The organism is Klebsiella sp. Sb-30 (assembly GCF_057652795.1).
The window spans coordinates 1,458,232-1,474,912 of record NZ_CM172749.1 but is presented as its reverse complement, the minus strand read 5'-3'; the positions used below and the strand labels follow the sequence as shown (position 1 = coordinate 1,474,912).

At 56.6% G+C, this 16,681-nt stretch carries 15 protein-coding genes; 3 read left to right on the top strand and 12 right to left on the bottom strand.

All coding sequences use genetic code 11. The annotated features are described in order from the left end of the window. Positions 1-671 precede the first annotated feature (671 nt). Positions 672-1,889: a beta-ketoacyl-ACP synthase I gene (gene fabB, locus AC236I_RS07060; RefSeq protein WP_004865242.1), complete on the bottom strand. Its 1,218-nt coding sequence runs from the start codon at positions 1,887-1,889 to the stop codon at positions 672-674. A gap of 158 nt (positions 1,890-2,047) precedes the next feature. On the opposite strand from fabB, the gene mnmC reads away from it, so the two are divergent. Further along, positions 2,048-4,036, top strand: coding sequence for a bifunctional tRNA (5-methylaminomethyl-2-thiouridine)(34)-methyltransferase MnmC2/FAD-dependent 5-carboxymethylaminomethyl-2-thiouridine(34) oxidoreductase MnmC1 (gene mnmC, locus AC236I_RS07055; protein ID WP_044349059.1), 1,989 nt, complete (start codon positions 2,048-2,050; stop codon positions 4,034-4,036). A gap of 108 nt (positions 4,037-4,144) precedes the next feature. Here the strand turns inward: mnmC and AC236I_RS07050 are convergent, their stop codons facing one another. Genes AC236I_RS07050 through prmB form a run of 6 tightly spaced genes read right to left on the bottom strand, consistent with a single transcriptional unit; the run spans position 4,145 to position 8,685 of the window. Next, positions 4,145-4,420 carry a YfcL family protein gene (locus AC236I_RS07050; protein ID WP_004865246.1) on the bottom strand — a complete coding sequence of 92 codons (276 nt, stop codon included), beginning with the start codon at positions 4,418-4,420 and terminating at the stop codon, positions 4,145-4,147. A gap of 31 nt (positions 4,421-4,451) precedes the next feature. Then, a complete protein-coding gene (locus AC236I_RS07045; protein WP_004865249.1) occupies positions 4,452-5,000 on the bottom strand; it encodes an elongation factor P hydroxylase in 549 nt (182 codons plus the stop codon). Next, positions 5,000-5,809, bottom strand: a complete 810-nt coding sequence (locus AC236I_RS07040; RefSeq protein ID WP_004865251.1) for a sulfite exporter TauE/SafE family protein — start codon at positions 5,807-5,809, stop codon at positions 5,000-5,002. The genes AC236I_RS07045 and AC236I_RS07040 overlap by 1 nt, the downstream gene beginning before the upstream one ends. Then, complete coding sequence (mepA, locus tag AC236I_RS07035; RefSeq protein WP_325958386.1) at positions 5,809-6,633, bottom strand: penicillin-insensitive murein endopeptidase; 825 nt, start codon at positions 6,631-6,633, stop codon at positions 5,809-5,811. Before mepA ends, AC236I_RS07040 begins: the two co-directional genes overlap by 1 nt. 3 nt (positions 6,634-6,636) lie before the next feature. Then, entirely contained in the window at positions 6,637-7,722 is a 1,086-nt protein-coding gene (gene aroC / locus AC236I_RS07030) for a chorismate synthase (RefSeq protein WP_004865259.1), read from the bottom strand. Between the two features lie 30 nt (positions 7,723-7,752). Next, the gene (prmB, locus tag AC236I_RS07025; protein WP_015583759.1) at positions 7,753-8,685 is read right to left on the bottom strand and encodes a 50S ribosomal protein L3 N(5)-glutamine methyltransferase; all 933 of its coding nucleotides are present in this window, start codon (positions 8,683-8,685) and stop codon (positions 7,753-7,755) included. A gap of 166 nt (positions 8,686-8,851) precedes the next feature. On the opposite strand from prmB, the gene smrB reads away from it, so the two are divergent. Next, a complete protein-coding gene (gene smrB, locus AC236I_RS07020) occupies positions 8,852-9,403 on the top strand; it encodes an endonuclease SmrB (protein ID WP_015583758.1) in 552 nt (183 codons plus the stop codon). A 20-nt stretch (positions 9,404-9,423) separates the two neighbouring features. On the opposite strand, the gene sixA is transcribed toward smrB, so the two are convergent. From sixA to AC236I_RS07000, 4 genes are all read right to left on the bottom strand, one after another. Further along, a complete protein-coding gene (sixA, locus tag AC236I_RS07015) occupies positions 9,424-9,909 on the bottom strand; it encodes a phosphohistidine phosphatase SixA (protein WP_015583757.1) in 486 nt (161 codons plus the stop codon). A 209-nt stretch (positions 9,910-10,118) separates the two neighbouring features. Further along, on the bottom strand, positions 10,119-12,263 hold the full coding sequence (gene fadJ, locus AC236I_RS07010) for a fatty acid oxidation complex subunit alpha FadJ (protein WP_075808311.1): 2,145 nt from the start codon (positions 12,261-12,263) through the stop codon (positions 10,119-10,121). Beyond that, positions 12,263-13,573, bottom strand: a complete 1,311-nt coding sequence (gene fadI, locus AC236I_RS07005; RefSeq protein ID WP_032718007.1) for an acetyl-CoA C-acyltransferase FadI — start codon at positions 13,571-13,573, stop codon at positions 12,263-12,265. The genes fadJ and fadI overlap by 1 nt, the downstream gene beginning before the upstream one ends. Before the next feature lie 158 nt (positions 13,574-13,731). After that, the gene (locus tag AC236I_RS07000; protein WP_004865274.1) at positions 13,732-14,016 is read right to left on the bottom strand and encodes a YfcZ/YiiS family protein; all 285 of its coding nucleotides are present in this window, start codon (positions 14,014-14,016) and stop codon (positions 13,732-13,734) included. A 371-nt stretch (positions 14,017-14,387) separates the two neighbouring features. Here AC236I_RS07000 and fadL point away from each other — a divergent pair, with 371 nt between their 5' ends. Then, on the top strand, positions 14,388-15,728 hold the full coding sequence (gene fadL / locus AC236I_RS06995) for a long-chain fatty acid transporter FadL (RefSeq protein WP_032718008.1): 1,341 nt from the start codon (positions 14,388-14,390) through the stop codon (positions 15,726-15,728). A 68-nt stretch (positions 15,729-15,796) separates the two neighbouring features. Here fadL and mlaA read toward each other — a convergent pair whose 3' ends face one another. Next, on the bottom strand, positions 15,797-16,558 hold the full coding sequence (mlaA, locus tag AC236I_RS06990; protein WP_015583753.1) for a phospholipid-binding lipoprotein MlaA: 762 nt from the start codon (positions 16,556-16,558) through the stop codon (positions 15,797-15,799). Between the last annotated feature and the right edge of the window lie 123 nt (positions 16,559-16,681).

The window sequence follows — 16,681 nt, the reverse complement described above, 5'->3', positions numbered from 1 at the left end:
CGTTTTTGATGCGGCGCTGTCAGATTTTCAACACTCTGCAGGAGTCTCTCTCCTTTAGGCCGCGGTTGAGCCAGGGATGTCGTTTTTACGCTGGTTTGCGCGAGAGGGGTTTCGTACTCTGAAGTATGTGTTCCGTGGGATATTCCGTTCACTTTTGCGGTATGTTCCGTGCACGATGCATCCGCCACTGTTCTCACACCCGCTGCGGGTGAACGGCATGGCGGGCGTTTCGCTCGCCCCCATGCCCCCCGGCATTGCGCTGAAAACGGCCGCTGCGCGGTATGCTCCACTCCGGCTTCATCTGGCGGACCGGGCCGGACTCCCCCCCCTGTCTCGACCTGCCCTCTGGCCGCCTTACAGGGAGGTTACCTCTTGCCGTCCCCGAACAGCCAGACGGCGGAGACGAAGGTATCGCGTCGCGACGATTTTCCTGTCGCAATGCCGGCGAAACCGGCCCTGGGCCGTTCACCTGCAGCGCAGGAAACAGAAATACGCGGGACTCATGGTGAACGGAATATTCCGCCGTTCTGGCAACAACAAACGTTGGCGCCAACCACCGTTTACCGGCATCGCCCTGGCCTGCAATAAGCAAAAAAAATGCGGGTCACCTTTCAGTGACCCGCATTAGCCCGCAGGCTACCTTTTGACATACCGGTTGGATAACCAGCCGATTATGCCGTGTGTTTACGCATCACCAGCGTGGCGTTGGTGCCGCCGAAACCGAAGCTGTTGGACATCACGGTCGTCAGCGCTTGTTCAGTCGGTTTGGTGACGATGTTCAGACCCGCCGCCTGCTCATCCATCTCTTCGATGTTAATGCTTGGCGCAATAAAGCCATGTTCCAGCATCAGCAGAGAGTAGATCGCTTCCTGCACGCCCGCGGCGCCCAGAGAGTGGCCGGTCATCGCTTTGGTCGCAGAGATAGCCGGGCTGTGGTCGCCGAAGACTTCGCGAATGGCACCCAGTTCTTTCACGTCACCGACCGGAGTCGAGGTTCCGTGGGAGTTCAGGTAGTCAATCGGCGTGTCTACACCGGCCATTGCCTGTTTCATACAACGTACTGCGCCTTCACCAGACGGAGCAACCATGTCCGCACCGTCAGACGTTGCGCCGTAGCCGACCACTTCGGCATAGATGTGCGCGCCGCGCGCCAGAGCATGCTCCAGCTCCTCAACCACAACCATACCGCCGCCGCCGGCGATAACAAAACCGTCGCGGTGCGCATCATAAGTGCGGGATGCTTTATCCGGCGTTTCGTTGTATTTGGTGGACAGTGCGCCCATGGCGTCGAATTCACAGGCCATTTCCCAGCACAGCTCTTCGCCGCCGCCAGCAAAAACGATGTCCTGTTTGCCAAGCTGAATTTGTTCAACCGCGCTGCCGATACAGTGAGCTGAAGTCGCGCAAGCGGAGCTGATAGAATAGTTCACACCGTGGATTTTGAACGGAGTGGCGAGGCAAGCGGATACCGCAGAAGCCATCGCTTTGGTCACAACGTAAGGACCAACTGCTTTCAGGCCGCGTGGGCTACGCATCGCATCTGCGCCAAACACCTGAGATTTTGAAGAACCGCCGGAACCGGCAATCAGGCCTACGCGAGGGTTGTTCTGATAAACTTCTTCTTTCAGTCCAGCATCGGCTACAGCCTGCTGCATAGAGAGATAAGCATAGATAGAGGCATCGTTCATGAAACGGACCACTTTGCGGTCGATAAGACCTGTGGTGTCCAGTTTAACGTTACCCCACACGTGGCTGCGCATACCAGAATCTTTGAATTCTTGAGAGAAAGTGATCCCCGAGCGCCCTTCACGCAGAGATTCCAGGACTTCCTGCTGGTTGTTACCGATGCTGGAAACGATGCCCAGGCCAGTAATCACTGCACGTTTCATTCAATACCTCTGTAAGTCACACTATTTTAAGTTTCGAGTCGCACAATAGCGTACACTTGTACGCCGAACAAGTCCGATCAGCCATTTTGTGTATAAATTTGCGCCCCCCGGCACACATCGTTAAGATCGTTCTACGCCTTGAGATTCGAGTAACTTACGTGAAACAAAACGCCATACAACCTGCCAACCTGGAATTCAACGCTGAGGGTACACCTGTTTCCCGAGATTTCGATGACGTGTACTTTTCCAATGACAATGGTCTGGAAGAGACGCGCTACGTTTTCCTCGGCGGCAACCGCCTCGATGCACGCTTCCCGGCCCATCCACACCCGCTGTTTGTGGTCGCCGAGAGCGGGTTCGGCACCGGTCTCAACTTCCTGACACTTTGGCAGGCGTTTGATGTTTTTCGCCGCGATAATCCTGAAGCTACCCTGCAAAGGTTACATTTCATCAGTTTCGAAAAATTTCCGCTGACCTCCGCCGATCTACGACGGGCTCATCAGCACTGGCCGGAACTGGCGCCGTGGGCAGAACAATTACAGGCGCAGTGGCCGCTGGCGATCGCTGGCTGCCATCGTCTGCTGCTGGATGACGGACGCATCACGCTGGATTTGTGGTTCGGGGATATCAACACGCTGACCCACGAGCTCGATGATTCGCTGAATCAGCAGGTCGACGCCTGGTTTCTTGATGGTTTCGCACCGGCGAAAAATCCGGATATGTGGACACCGGAGCTGTTCGGGGCAATGGCCCGCCTGGCCAGACCGGGCGGCACGTTGGCCACCTTTACCTCCGCCGGTTTTGTCCGTCGCGGCCTGCAGGAAGCAGGCTTTACCATGCAGAAACATAAAGGGTTCGGCCGCAAACGCGAAATGCTGATCGGTGAAATGACCCGGACGCTGAATATCCCCGCCCGCACGCCCTGGTTTGCACGAACCGGTAGCCAGCAACGCGATGCGGCGATTGTCGGCGGCGGTATCGCCAGCGCCCTGCTTGCGCTCGCGCTGCTCCGCCGCGGCTGGCAAGTCACCTTGTACTGCGCGGATAACGCCCCGGCTGAAGGCGCATCCGGTAACCGCCAGGGAGCGCTCTATCCTCTGCTTAGCCAGCACGATCCGGCTCTGGCCCGCTTCTTCCCGGCGGCATTTACCTTCGCCCGCCGCCTGTATGACGCCCTTCCGATCATGTTCGACCATCAGTGGTGCGGCGTCACCCAGCTTGCCTGGGACGAAAAGAGCGCACAGAAAATCGCGCAGATGCTGGCACTCGACCTGCCGGAAGAGATTGCTGCGGCCGTCAGCGCGCAAACCGTCGCGCAGATCGCCGGCGTCGAAACCGGCTGCGGTGGAATCACCTATCCCTCCGGGGGCTGGCTCTATCCGCAGCAGCTGACGGCAGAACTTTTTGCGCTGGCGGCAACCCGGGGCCTGCGCACCCGATATCAGGTTAAGGTCACAACGCTGGCTGCTGACCATGACGGCTGGCAGCTCAATGAGCAGCTGCGTCATGAGGTGGTGGTGCTGGCAAACGGCCATCATCTGACCGACTTCCCTCAGACTGCGCGGCTGCCGGCGTATCCGGTGGCAGGACAGGTGAGCCATATTCCGACCACGCCTGCGCTGTCCGCTTTGCGCCAGGTATTGTGCTACGACGGCTACCTGACGCCACAAAACCCACGTTATCAGCAGCACTGCATCGGGGCCAGCTACCACCGCGGACAGACGGAGGCGACCTTTAGCGCCGATGATCAACAGCAAAACCGCCAACGGCTGATCGACTGCTTCCCGCAGGCAGCATGGGTGCAGGAGGTAGATACCCGCGGAAATGACGCCCGCTGCGGCGTGCGCTGCGCCACCCGCGATCACCTACCGATGGTGGGCAATGTACCGGATTATGACGCCACGTTATCGCAGTACGCGACGCTGGCCGAACACCAGACGCAGGCGCCGACGGCACCGGTTTACCGCAATCTGTTCGTGCTGGGGGCGCTGGGTTCGCGCGGGCTATGCTCCGCCCCCCTGACGGCGGAAATACTGGCGGCGCAGATGAGCCACGAACCGCTGCCGCTGGACCGAGAGACGCTGGCGGCGCTGAATCCGAATCGATTATGGGTGCGGAAGCTGCTGAAGGGAAAAGCGGTGAAATAAGCCGAACGGCGGCGATCGCCGTCGGTTGGGACAAAAAGCCGCGCGACATCAGGGCGATACCCGGCGTCACGCGGCCTGGCCTGTTTTTCAGGCCAGGCAGTCAGGGGATTATTGCTTTGCCCGCTGATACAAATTATTCCACATTCCCTGCACCAGAATCTGGTCCGGCGGCGACAGTTCGCCTGCGCCGATCGCTTTCTCCAGGCTGCGAATCACCCGATCGTTGATGGCTTTCGCAGAGTGATCGTCCCCTCCTTCCAGCTCGGCTACCGCCAGCGTCAGGTGGCCGCGCAGATAGCCGCTGGCAAACAGTTCATCATCACTGGCGTGGTCTACCATTTCATCAATCAACGCCAGAATGCGTGATTCAAACTCCGCGAGCATTGTCTTTCCTCTTCTAGTGTCAAACGTGGCTTTATTGCAGGTCTTCCGGCCACGGGAATTGTTCTGCCGTCAGTGGCGGCGTCTGATAATATTCTTGTAACGCGCGGATAAACCGCGCCGGACGTTCAGGGATCCCTTGCTCCAGCAAGGTCATAACCTGTGCATGAACCCGCCGCTGAAAGGCAATGCGGTCAGGCTCGAAGTCGCCCTCCAGATTGTCACAGCTCACGTTGAACGGAAAACCTGCCGCCACGCAAAACAGCCAGTCCAGCGCCTGCGGTTTCACCTCAACATCTTCAAACTGACACTGGGTCATGGCATCACGGCCATCCGGGCAGTACCAGTAGCCGAAATCAACCTGCTCGCGACGCGCTTTGCCCGCGATGCACCAGTGGGAAATCTCATGCAGGCCGCTGGCGTAAAAGCCATGGGCAAACACAATGCGGTTATACGGCACGTCGCTATCTGCCGGAAGATAGATCGGTTCGTCATCGCCTTTAATCAGACGGGTATTAAAATCATCGGCAAAGCAGCCGTCAAAAATAGCGATCAGCTGCTGATAATGGTGTTGCTGTTGCATTAATGAATTCCCAACCACTGAAGAATTTCAGCACCGTGGCTGTCATAAAGAAGTTTCGCGCTCATCACGGCGGAGACAACCACAATCATCGGACGAATCAACGATTGTCCTTTACTCAGAACCAGACGTGAGCCGGCGCGGGCGCCAATAAACTGCCCCGCCATCATCACGAAACCGGTCGCCCAAATCACTTTGCCGCCAATGATAAACAGCAATAGCCCACCGACGTTAGAGGTCGCGTTCAGCACTTTGGCGTGAGCGGTGGATTTGGCGAGGTTAAACCCGGCAAGAGTGACGAAAGCCAACGCATAGAAAGAGCCCGCGCCTGGACCGAAGAAACCATCATAAAAACCTACGCAGCCGCCGGCGATCAGGGCAAACGGCAGGCCGTACAGCCGACGCTGACGGTCTGCTTCGCCTAATTTTGGCATCAGCAGGAAGTACAGGCCAATGCCGATCACCAGCACCGGCAGGATCTGGCGCAGAATATCGGACTGGACGTGCTGCACCAGCAGCGCACCGGTGGTTGAGCCGATAAACGTCATCAGGATATTGAGCTTCTGATCCGCCAGGTTCACCACCTTGCGGCGGATAAAATAGAGCGACGCGGAAAGCGATCCCCCGCAGGCCTGCAGCTTGTTGGTCGCCAGCGCCTGCGCCGGAGGCAGCCCTGCCGCCATCAGCGCCGGAACCGTCAACAGCCCGCCGCCGCCCGCCAGGGAATCAATAAATCCCGCCAGAACAGCCACGAAAAAAAGCGCCACCAGTACCGTCGGCGACACCATAAACAGCTCAATAAAGCTTTCCATTACAGCACATGCTCATCCAGTAGCGCCTGGCAGGAAGGCGGCAGCGGAGGCGGCGTCTTCTTCACAGGAGAGGTTGTTCCGGGTTTTGGGGGTTCAAACCAGCTTTGTAGCTCGGCACCGCAGCCATCGCCCGGTGGCGGTGGCGCCTGTTCTTCGCACTCCAGGCTGCCCGCCGGGCAGCGCAGACGAACGTGCATATGTGCACGATGCTGGAACCATGGCCGGACTTTGCGCAGCCACCCGCGATCGTTGCCAGCATCCAGACAGAGCTGCTGCTTGATTGCCGGATTAACAAAGATGCGCGTGACGTCGTTATCTTCTGCCGCCAGCTTAATCAGATGGCTGATTTGCGGGCTCCACAGCGACGGCACCACGCGCTTGCCGTCGCGAGCCACCAGATCCAGCGCCTGTGGTTTCAGGAGCTGCGCTGAACTCCAGCGCGTCTGCGGGAGCTGAAGGAAAATATCAACATCCAGCCCGCTCTGGTGACTGGCATGACCGCCGTTAAAACGTCCGCCCGCTGGCATCCCCATATCGCCAATCAGCAGCGTCCCCATTCCCTGACTCTGCACCTGATTGCCCAGACGCTGAATAAACTGGATCAGGTCCGGATGGCCGAAGTAGCGGCGCTGGTCGGTGCGCATGACCTGATAACTGGTCGCGCTCAGCGGCAGCGCCTGCGCGCCGACGATACAGCCGTTGGCAAATGCGCCAATTGACTGCGCGCTGCCGTTAATCGGCTGGGTGATTTTTTGCCACGGCGTCGCCGCAAGGCAGGCAGAGCTGGCGACCAGCGCCAGCAGAGCGATAACGGTTTTTTTCATCGATTACCAGCGTGGAATTGATGTCGTCACGTCGCCATTTTGCGCGCGTTGACGCATAAAGTGATCCATTAGCACGATCGCCAGCATTGCTTCCGCGATCGGCACCGCACGGATGCCCACGCAAGGATCGTGGCGCCCTTTGGTGATCATCTCGACTTCTTCACCGTGACGGTTAATCGTATGACCCGGTACGGTGATGCTGGAGGTCGGCTTCAGCGCGATATTCGCGACGATCTGCTGACCGCTGCTGATACCGCCAAGAATGCCGCCCGCATGGTTGCTCTGGAAACCATTTTTAGTGATTTCATCGCGATTTTGGCTACCGCGCAGTTTCACCACCTCAAAACCATCGCCAATTTCCACGCCCTTCACCGCATTGATGCTCATCAGCGCATGGGCAATGTCGGCATCCAGACGGTCGAATACCGGCTCACCGAGTCCCGGTGGCACGCCATCAGCGACCACGGTCACTTTTGCTCCGATGGAGTCGCCCTCTTTCTTCAGACCGCGCATCAGTTCATCAAGCGCTTCAATTTTATCCGGGTCCGGGCAGAAGAACGGGTTTTGTTCAACCTGTTCCCAGTCTTTGATCGCCAGAGGAATATCGCCCATCTGGGTCAAACAGCCGCGAATCACAATGCCGAATTTTTCCGCGAGGTATTTCTTGGCAATCGCCCCGGCCGCCACCCGCATCGCGGTTTCACGCGCTGAGGAACGTCCGCCGCCGCGATAATCGCGCAGGCCGTATTTCTGCTCGTAGGTATAGTCAGCATGCCCTGGACGGAAAACGTCTTTAATCGCGCCATAGTCCTGAGAACGCTGATCGGTATTCTCAATCAGCAGACCAATGCTGGTCCCGGTCGTCACGCCTTCGAATACGCCGGAGAGGATCTTCACCTGATCCGGTTCACGACGCTGCGTGGTGTAGCGTGAGGTCCCCGGACGACGACGATCCAGATCGTGCTGCAGATCGGCTTCAGTCAGCGGAATGCCCGGCGGCACTCCGTCAACAATGCAGCCCAGCGCCAGACCGTGCGATTCGCCGAAGGTTGTGACGCGAAAGAGTTGTCCAATTGTGTTTCCTGCCATCACGGCTCCGTCATGTTTGCGTGTTGTTTTTTAGTCTTTATAAATGCCGAAATGCGCGCGGGCGGCGATCAGCTGCGGTTTGGTCAGCATGAAGACGCCATCCCCGCCATTTTCAAACTCAAGCCAGGTAAACGGCACGTCCGGATACTGCTCAATCAGATGTACCATGCTGTTACCGACTTCACAAATCAGAATACCGTCGTCGCTGAGATAATCCGGCGCATTACCGAGGATGCGGCGCGTCAGCTTCAGACCATCGCTGCCGGAAGCCAGACCCAGTACCGGCTCATGACGATATTCGCCCGGCAGATCGGACATATCTTCTTCATCAACGTACGGCGGGTTGGTGACGATCAGGTCGTACTGCACTTTCGGCAGGTCGCGGAACAGGTCGGAACGAATCGGCGTCACCTGATGGATCAGGCCGTGCGCTTCAACGTTCTGCTCGGCAACGGCCAGCGCATCAACAGAGATATCCACCGCGTCCACTTCCGCTTCCGGGAAAGAGTAAGCGCAGGCGATCGCAATGCAGCCGCTGCCGGTGCACATATCCAGAATGTGCTGCGGTTGATGGTCAATCAGGCCGGCGAAGTGATTATTGATAAGCTCGCCGATCGGGGAACGCGGCACCAGCACACGTTCGTCCACGAAAAATTCATGGCCGCAGAACCAGGCTTTATTGGTCAAATAGGCAACCGGAATACGTTCGTTGATCCGGCGAATCACGCGCTCAACAATGCGGTGTTTTTCGCTGGAAGTCAGACGCGCGGAGTGCATATCCTCCGGAATATCCAGCGGCAGGTAGAGCGAGGGCAATACCAGCTGTAGCGCCTCATCCCACGGGTTGTCCGTGCCATGTCCGTACCAGATATTCGCCGCGCTGAAACGACTGACCGCCCAACGCAGCATGTCCTGAATGGTATGCAGCTCATTGACCGCTTCATCAACAAAAATTTTATCCACGCCATCCTCCAGGACACGCTCTACTGTAAATTCGGCGGCTAGTTTGCCACGAAGACGGCGATAAATCAGCATTCTTACGTCAGGCGGACGGGGAAAAATACGTTTTGCTTGCCTGAACAGAGGCCGAGTCGGGTACACTAGCGAAAAGAAATGATGAGAGTGGGCAATGAAAAAGAAAACATCGCTAAGCGACGAGGATCAGGCGTTGTTCCGCCAGTTAATGACCGGCACGCGTCAGATTAAGCAGGACACCATCGTGCACCGCCCGCTGCGCAAGAAAATCACCGAAGTACCGCCAAAGCGCTTACTTCAGGAGCAGGCCGATAACAGCCACTATTTTTCCGATGAGTTTCAGCCGCTGCTGAATACCGAAGGAGCGGTCAAATATGTTCGCCCGGACGTGAGCCACTTTGAACTGAAAAAACTGCGCCGCGGGGATTATTCGCCGGAGCTGTTTCTCGATCTGCACGGGTTGACCCAGCAGCAGGCGAAGCAGGAGCTGGGGGCGCTGATCGCCGCCTGCCGTCGCGAACATGTCTTTTGCGCCTGCGTGATGCACGGGCACGGGAAACACATCCTCAAGCAGCAAACGCCGCTCTGGCTTGCGCAACATCCGCACATCATGGCTTTTCATCAGGCGCCAAAAGAGTACGGCGGAGACGCCGCACTGCTGGTGCTGATTGAAGTTGAAGAGTGGCAGCCGCCGGAGCTTCCGTAATACGGACGCTCCGGGGGGAGTCAGATAGCCTTCGCCATCTTCAGGTTGCAGGGGCTCATCTGCCAGTTGAACTCGCCCTTGCCATCTGCATCAAGGGTGACACAGGCAATAGCCGAAGTGGTGAACATCGGGGGAGTTTCTCCCGGGCACAGCTCTGAGACGAGGTACCCCACCAGCGGCAGGTGCGAAACAACCAGCACCGTTGAAACACCTTCATTGTTCAGCGTCTGAAGCCAGGCACTGACCATGCCAACATCGCCACACGGCGTGAGCTCCGGCATCACGTCGACATTTTCAGGCAGGTCCATGCACTCTCTTACCACATCCAGCGTCTGTTCAGCACGCAGGTAAGGACTGACAAGAACCCGTTCAATATCCACTTTTTGACCTTTCAGCCAGGTTGCCATCTGACGGGACTCATCACAACCACAAACGGTTAAGGGACGAACCGAGTCACTGGCTGCATCGAGGGCAGCGTCGCCGTGACGCATGATAAAAACTTGCATATTGCACCGCTTTTGTTAACCAGAAGCACCGCAGTCTTACCTGCGTGGATAGCACGCAGTCGACCCGGTGGCCGGGCATTGTGCCTGATTCATCCAACGAATGAAACGCTGTTTTTTACCTCAATGGCGTAAGTATAGTCAATGATTGTTTACAAAACAGCCAACAGACCACGTCATTCATCGCCGGATTTATCTTCTTTGACCAGAACTTAGGTCGTCCGTTCAGCAGTGGGCCAAAAGGTTGCCCCCTGCCCGGCCATGCGCAATAAATTCTCGCATGGGGTAAACCGTGGGCCGTACTGAGCGGCCAGACGTTGCAAGATGGCAACAACTTCACCCGCCCCGAGTTGATCCATATAACGGAACGGGCCGCCAAGAAACGGCGGGAAGCCAATACCGAACACCGCGCCAATGTCGCCATCGCGGGCGCCGCGGATGACCTGCTCATCGAAGCAGCGCGCGGCTTCGTTAAGCATCATCATGACGCAACGCTCAGCTATCTGCTGGCCGGATAAGCGCGCCTGCGGGGCAGAAACGCCCAGCAGCGAATAGACCGTAGCATCGGGTCGTTTTTTGCTTGTACGCCCTTTTGTCTCATAAAGATAGAAACCGCGGCTATTTTTTCTACCTTTGCGATCGTCATTCAAGATCGCATCAATGATGTTTGCCGGCGGGCTAAAACGCTCTCCCCACGCGGCTTCCAGTACCGGCAGAATTTTGGTCCCGGTATCAATTCCGACTTCATCCAGCAGTTGAATCGGCCCAACAGGAAAACCGAATTTCACCAATGATTTATCGATATGATCAAGGGGCTCACCTTCCACGAGTAAGCGCATCGCTTCGTTGATGTAAGGCGCCAGAATACGGTTGACGTAGAAACCCGCTTTATCCGCCACGACGATCGGCGTTTTCCCCTGCATTTTGGCCAGCTTGACTACCGTCGCAATCGTCTGCGGATCGGTATGCTGATGGGGGATCACTTCAACCAGCGGCATTTTCTCGACCGGACTGAAGAAGTGCAGGCCAATCACCTGTCCCGGTCGACTGGCCTGCGCCGCAATGTCGCCGATAGGGAGCGAAGAGGTATTGGAGGCAAAGATCGTCTGCGGGCTACAGTGTGCTTCGATCTCGGCCACCATCCGCTGTTTAAGAGCTAAATCCTCGAAGACGGCCTCGATCACCACATCGCGATGGGCAAATCCCTGATAATCCGTGGTGCCGGAAATCAACGCCAGCTGACGATCCCGTTCACTGGCGCGCAGATAGCGGCGGCGCACCTGCTTGTCCAGCAGATCCCAGCTGTATTTCAGCGCATGGTTAATCCCCCGAGCCTGAATATCTTTGATACGCACCGGAAGCCCGCCTTTGCAGGCGGTAACATACGCAATTCCGCCGCCCATCAGACCGCCACCGAGAATGCCGATGCGATTCAGTGGCCCGGCCTGCGCATCGGCACCACGATCTTTTTTCAAATCCGTGCTGGCAAAGAATATCGATCGCAACGCCTGAGATTGCGAGGTCATCGCCAGCTCACCAAAGGCACGTGCTTCCTCGGCATAGCCGCTGCTACAGCCGTGAGCTAATCCATTTTCAATCACCTGCAGAATGCGCTCGGCGGCAGGATAGTTGCCCTGGGTTTTCTGTCGGGTCTTTTTCCCCACCAGCCGAAACAGCAGATTACGGCCCAGCGGTCCGGCCAGCACCCGCTCACGGATCGGCATACTGCGGCTCGCCGGCCGCCCTTTCAGCGCCAGTTCGACCGCCGTCTGCAGCAGAATTGATTGCGGAACCACCTCATCCACCAGGCCCGCTTTTAACGCCTGGCGCGCGCGAAGCTGCTTGCCGGTCAAAATCATCTCCAGGGCGCCGCTGACACCGATCAGTCGGGGTAATCTCTGAGTACCGCCGGATCCCGGCAGCAGCCCCAGCTGGACCTCAGGCAGACCCAGACGCGTTTTCTCGTCATCGCTGCATACCCGTCCATGGCAGGCCAACGCCAGCTCAAGGCCGCCGCCCAGGCAGGCGCCGTGGATAGCGGCAATGACCGGAATCGCCAGGCCATGGATCTCCGCCATAATTTGTTGCCCCTGGCGGGCGAGCGCTTCCGCTTCCTGAGCGGTGGCGCAGCGGGCAATCATATTGATATCCGCGCCGGCGATAAAATTGTCCGGTTTTGCGGAAATCAGCACCACGCCGCGGAGGGTTTTATTATCACGAATCTGGCGAACGATCGCCCGCACCTGCTGGCCAAATTCGGCCTTCAGGGTATTCATCTTTTCACCGGGCGAATCGATCGTGATGACGGCAACGTTGTCCGGACGAATATCGAGGGTAAATGCCGATGCCATGTCCATTATTCCGCCTCCAGAATCATCGCCGCGCCGAGACCACCCGCCGCACAGGCGGTCACCAGGCCAAATCCGCCCCCCCTGCGCCGCAGTTCATGTAGCGTCTGGGTAATCATCCTCGCGCCGGTGGCTGCAAAAGGATGCCCGTAGGCAATTGAACCACCGAGGACATTGAATTTACTTTCGTCGACTTCCCCGGTCGCCTGCGAGCGCCCGAGCACGTCGCGAGCAAAGCGGTCGCTGGCCAGGCACTGAAGATTCGCCAGCGTCTGCGCGGCAAAGGCCTCATGCATGTCGATAAGCGTTAAGTCAGCCAGGGTCAGCCCCGCCCTTTCGAGCGCCAGCGGCGTTGACCACGCCGGCCCTAACAGCATATCCTGGCGGACATCGATGGCGGTAAAGGCGTAGCTGCGCAGGTAGCCAAGCGGGGTTAAGCCCAGCGCTTTGGCCTGAGACTCGGTCATCATGATCACCGCCGCGGCACCGTCGGTTAGCGGCGTACTGTTTGCCGCAGTGACCGTGCCATGCTTGCGGTCAAAAGCCGGACGTAACTTTTGGTAATCAGCCAGGGTTGAATTTTTACGAATATTGTTGTCGTTTTCCAGCGGTTCACGAAACGGCGGCGCATACGCGGTCATCACTTCAGAAGCCAGCTTCCCCTCTTCCCAGGCTTTTGCCGCCAGCTGGTGCGAGCGGTGTGCCAGCGCGTCCTGCTGTTCACGGGTAATACCCCATGTTTTTGCCATTTGCTCAGCGGTATCCCCCATCCGCAGCCCGGTCGAATACTCGGCAACCGCAGGCGGGACCGGTAAAAGATCGCGAAGGCGTAAACGGGAGAAGAGCTTCAGGCGCTGTCCGAGAGTGCGCGCTTTATTGGCATCCACCAGCGTACGGGCCAGCTTTTTACTGACGCCGATCGGCAGAACGGATGAAGAGTCTGCCCCGCCGGCAATACCTGCGCGGATCGTTCCCGCCATCAGGCTCTCCGCGACGTTGGCGACGGCCTGAAAACTGGTGGCGCAGGCGCGACTTACGCTGTAGGCATCGGTGTGTACGCTCATGCCGGCGCCAAGCACAATTTCGCGCGCAATATTTGGCGCTTCTGGCATCTGCACCACCTGGCCAAATACCAGCTGCTCAATCATTTCCGGGGGAATATCGCTACGAGCCAGCATTTCGCTGATAACCATTTTTCCCAAATCAACGGCGGGAACACCGTGAAATACCGTGGCCTGACGGGCAAACGGCGTACGTAAACCGCTGACAATGGCAATGCGATCGCCTTGACGGGTGACAAGCGGTAATGCCTGACTCATGACTTTCCCCTGTTAACCGATAAAACCAAGTGGTCTGACCTGATAACAGTTTTAACTAATTTTTTACATTAAGCCAATCGGCGAAGAGAAAAAGTGGGAGCCAAAACACATAGAAGGGAGGAGATAACGCCCCTGACGAGAGGGGCGTTGAGGAGAAATTAACGCAGAGCGAGCTGGAAAATCAGCGTTTCGGCTTCACAGCAGAAGACAAAATCGATATCCAGCTGCACACCGCCTTCAACGTCGGTAAAGGTCGGGGTAATTTTGCACGGTTCAGATTCCACGCCACGTGCTCTCTCAGTCAACGCGGCGAGAGTTTGTTCCGCTTCGGCGCGATTGGCAAAAACCCGGCTGTAAGAGGCGGTGCAATCGGTGTTGTCCATAATGGTGCCAACATCCATACAGCAGCAAACCGGGGTTTCATCAGCACTACATTTACTCATCGTAGATTTCCTCTGTATATGCACTCAAGGTGCCAGACAATTAATGAGGTTATTTTACGCGCGGCGCCTCCCGGCCTCCAGTCGTTAATGGCGACAAAAGTCCTAAGTGACCGAAATCACACTTAAAAATGATCCAAAACAAAAAATGCCCTGTTTAGATAATACGAACGAGGCCAATTTTGCTAACTGGATCGCTTTTTTCGTATCACAACTGAAAAATCTCATAAACAAACTTGCAACATCTCATCTGGTCAGACCTATACTCAGCGCACTGGTCTGATTTCTCTGTCGTAAAGCAGACCCTACACTTCGCGCTTCTGTTACGGCATGTAACATAGTTTAAATAAAAATAACTCAATGAGGTTATGGGCATGAGCCAGAAAACCCGCTTTACCCAATCTGCCCTCGCAGTGGCTGTAGCACTTGTTTCAACACAGGCCTGGTCAGCAGGCTTTCAGTTAAATGAATTCTCTTCATCAGGTCTGGGCCGCGCCTATTCCGGTGAAGGTGCAATTGCTGACGACGCGGGCAATGCCAGCCGTAACCCAGCATTGATCATGATGTTCGATCGCCCAACGATGTCCGCCGGTGCGATATTTATTGATCCCGATGTGAATATTTCTGGCAAGTCGCCATCTGGCAAAAGTCTGAATGCTGACAATATTGCCCCAACCGCTTGGGTGCCGAATTTACATTACGTTGCCCCGATTAACGATCAGTTTGGTTGGGGGGCTTCAATTACTTCTAACTACGGTCTGGCTACCGAGTACGCCGACGATTATGCTGCCGGGACCATGGGCGGCCAAACAGATTTGACAACTGTCAACCTGAACCTGAGCGGTGCTTATCGCCTTAACGACCACTGGAGTTTTGGTCTTGGCTTTGATGCGGTCTACGCCAAGGCGAAAATTGAACGTTATGCTGGCGATGCCGGTATGCTCGCTGCGGGCCAGATTATGCAGCAGGTGCCTAATTTACCAGCTGCTGCGCGGCCAGCAGCGATTGCCAAAGCGCAGCAGCTAGCAGCGATTCCAGCGGATCAACAGATTGCTCGCTTGAAAGGTGATAAGTGGGGATTTGGCTGGAACGCGGGTATTCTGTATGAAGTGGACAAAAACAACCGCTACGGCCTAACCTACCGGTCTGAAGTTAAAATCGATTTCGACGGTGATTATCGTAGCAATATGAATACGGCTGTCCCGGGCTTCCCTTACCCAACCGGCGGCTCGACAATCCCGGGCTCTTTGACGCTGAACCTGCCAGAAATGTGGGAATTGTCAGGTTACAACCGCGTCGCGCCAAAATGGGCCGTGCACTATAGCCTTGCTTATACCAGCTGGAGCCAGTTCCAGGAGCTGAAAGCTACTGGTTCCGATGGCCAAACGCTGTTCTATAAAGATGAGAGCTTTAAAGATGCCTACCGCATCGCTCTCGGTACCACCTATTACTACGACGATAACTGGACCTTCCGTACCGGTATCGCCTTCGATGATAGCCCGGTACCGGCCTCCAACCGATCCATCTCCATTCCGGATCAGGACCGTCTGTGGCTGAGCGCGGGTACCACCTACGCCTTCAATAAAGATGCCTCTGTTGACGTGGGCGTATCCTACATGCATGGTCAGCACGTAGAAATTAAAGAAGGTCCTTACACCTTCCGTTCTGAAGGCAAAGCCTGGCTGTACGGCGCGAACTTCAACTACCGCTTCTGATCGGTCTGGCAGTATAAAAAAAGGGTGAACGCAAGTTCACCCTTTTTTATTGTCATATTTAATCGCGTTTACTGCGAGTCGATATCTTTCAGATCGCCCTGAATCGCCTGAGCGTTAGGGTTCTCGACCGGCGTCAGTTTACCGCCGTTGGCAATAAAGTCATGACGCTGGAAGTAGGCTTCGCGAACCATGATATACGGGTCGGAAGACTGGCGCAGCAGGCCATCGGAGTCCAGCAGCTGAGCGCGAGTCTCAACCCCTTCAACCGCCCACTTACCGATGGACATCGGCCAGGTCAGCCAGGAAAGCACCGGATACAGACCATCAGCCATGTCACCGCCTTCATCACGCAGCGTAAAGCTGCCATAGAACGGCAGTTGTACATAAGGACCGTAACCCACGCCATAATGACCCAGGGTACTACCAAAGCGGTGCGGTTCAACACGCTGCAGTTTCGGGTTGGCCATCCCAGCGACATCAATCAGACCGCCCATCCCGAGAAGGGTGTTAAGGAAGAAGCGGGTAAAGTGCACCATACCTTTATAGGGATCGCCCTGCAGGAAGTAGTTCGCCATCACCGCCGGTTCTTCAAGGTTGCTGGTGAAGTTACTCAGCCCGTTGCGCGCCGGCTGCGGGACATAATCACGCCAGGCGACGGCAACCGGACGCAGCACGTACGGATCCACCACGTTAAAGTTGAAGTCGAACATCGTACGGTTAAACCCTTCAAGCGGGTCTGAACGCCCCTGCGGCAGATCGCCAGAGCTGGAACTGGCACATCCCACCAGCAATGTGGCGCCAAGCGCAAGCGCCGACAGGCGAAAATTCATAGGTGTCTCCCTGTTAATTTTGGCTATTGCTGTGGGTTATCCGGGGACTGCTGCCTCCATTACGATATCGCCCGAAGCAAATTGCAATCTGGTGCCTGCTTTCAGCATAGCCTTCTTTGGCAT

Bases quoted from the DNA above. Each gene is read 5' to 3' on its own strand.
- AC236I_RS07040 (WP_004865251.1), bottom strand. From the start codon at position 5,809: ATGGAAAGCTTTATTGAGCTGTTTATGGTGTCGCCGACGGTACTGGTG.
- fabB (WP_004865242.1), bottom strand. From the start codon at position 1,889: ATGAAACGTGCAGTGATTACTGGCCTGGGCATCGTTTCCAGCATCGGT.
- fadL (WP_032718008.1), top strand. From the start codon at position 14,388: ATGAGCCAGAAAACCCGCTTTACCCAATCTGCCCTCGCAGTGGCTGTA.
- sixA (WP_015583757.1), bottom strand. From the start codon at position 9,909: ATGCAAGTTTTTATCATGCGTCACGGCGACGCTGCCCTCGATGCAGCC.
- AC236I_RS07000 (WP_004865274.1), bottom strand. From the start codon at position 14,016: ATGAGTAAATGTAGTGCTGATGAAACCCCGGTTTGCTGCTGTATGGAT.
- aroC (WP_004865259.1), bottom strand. From the start codon at position 7,722: ATGGCAGGAAACACAATTGGACAACTCTTTCGCGTCACAACCTTCGGC.
- AC236I_RS07050 (WP_004865246.1), bottom strand. From the start codon at position 4,420: ATGCTCGCGGAGTTTGAATCACGCATTCTGGCGTTGATTGATGAAATG.
- smrB (WP_015583758.1), top strand. From the start codon at position 8,852: ATGAAAAAGAAAACATCGCTAAGCGACGAGGATCAGGCGTTGTTCCGC.
- mepA (WP_325958386.1), bottom strand. From the start codon at position 6,633: ATGAAAAAAACCGTTATCGCTCTGCTGGCGCTGGTCGCCAGCTCTGCC.
- fadI (WP_032718007.1), bottom strand. From the start codon at position 13,573: ATGAGTCAGGCATTACCGCTTGTCACCCGTCAAGGCGATCGCATTGCC.
- AC236I_RS07045 (WP_004865249.1), bottom strand. From the start codon at position 5,000: ATGCAACAGCAACACCATTATCAGCAGCTGATCGCTATTTTTGACGGC.
- mlaA (WP_015583753.1), bottom strand. From the start codon at position 16,558: ATGAATTTTCGCCTGTCGGCGCTTGCGCTTGGCGCCACATTGCTGGTG.
- fadJ (WP_075808311.1), bottom strand. From the start codon at position 12,263: ATGGACATGGCATCGGCATTTACCCTCGATATTCGTCCGGACAACGTT.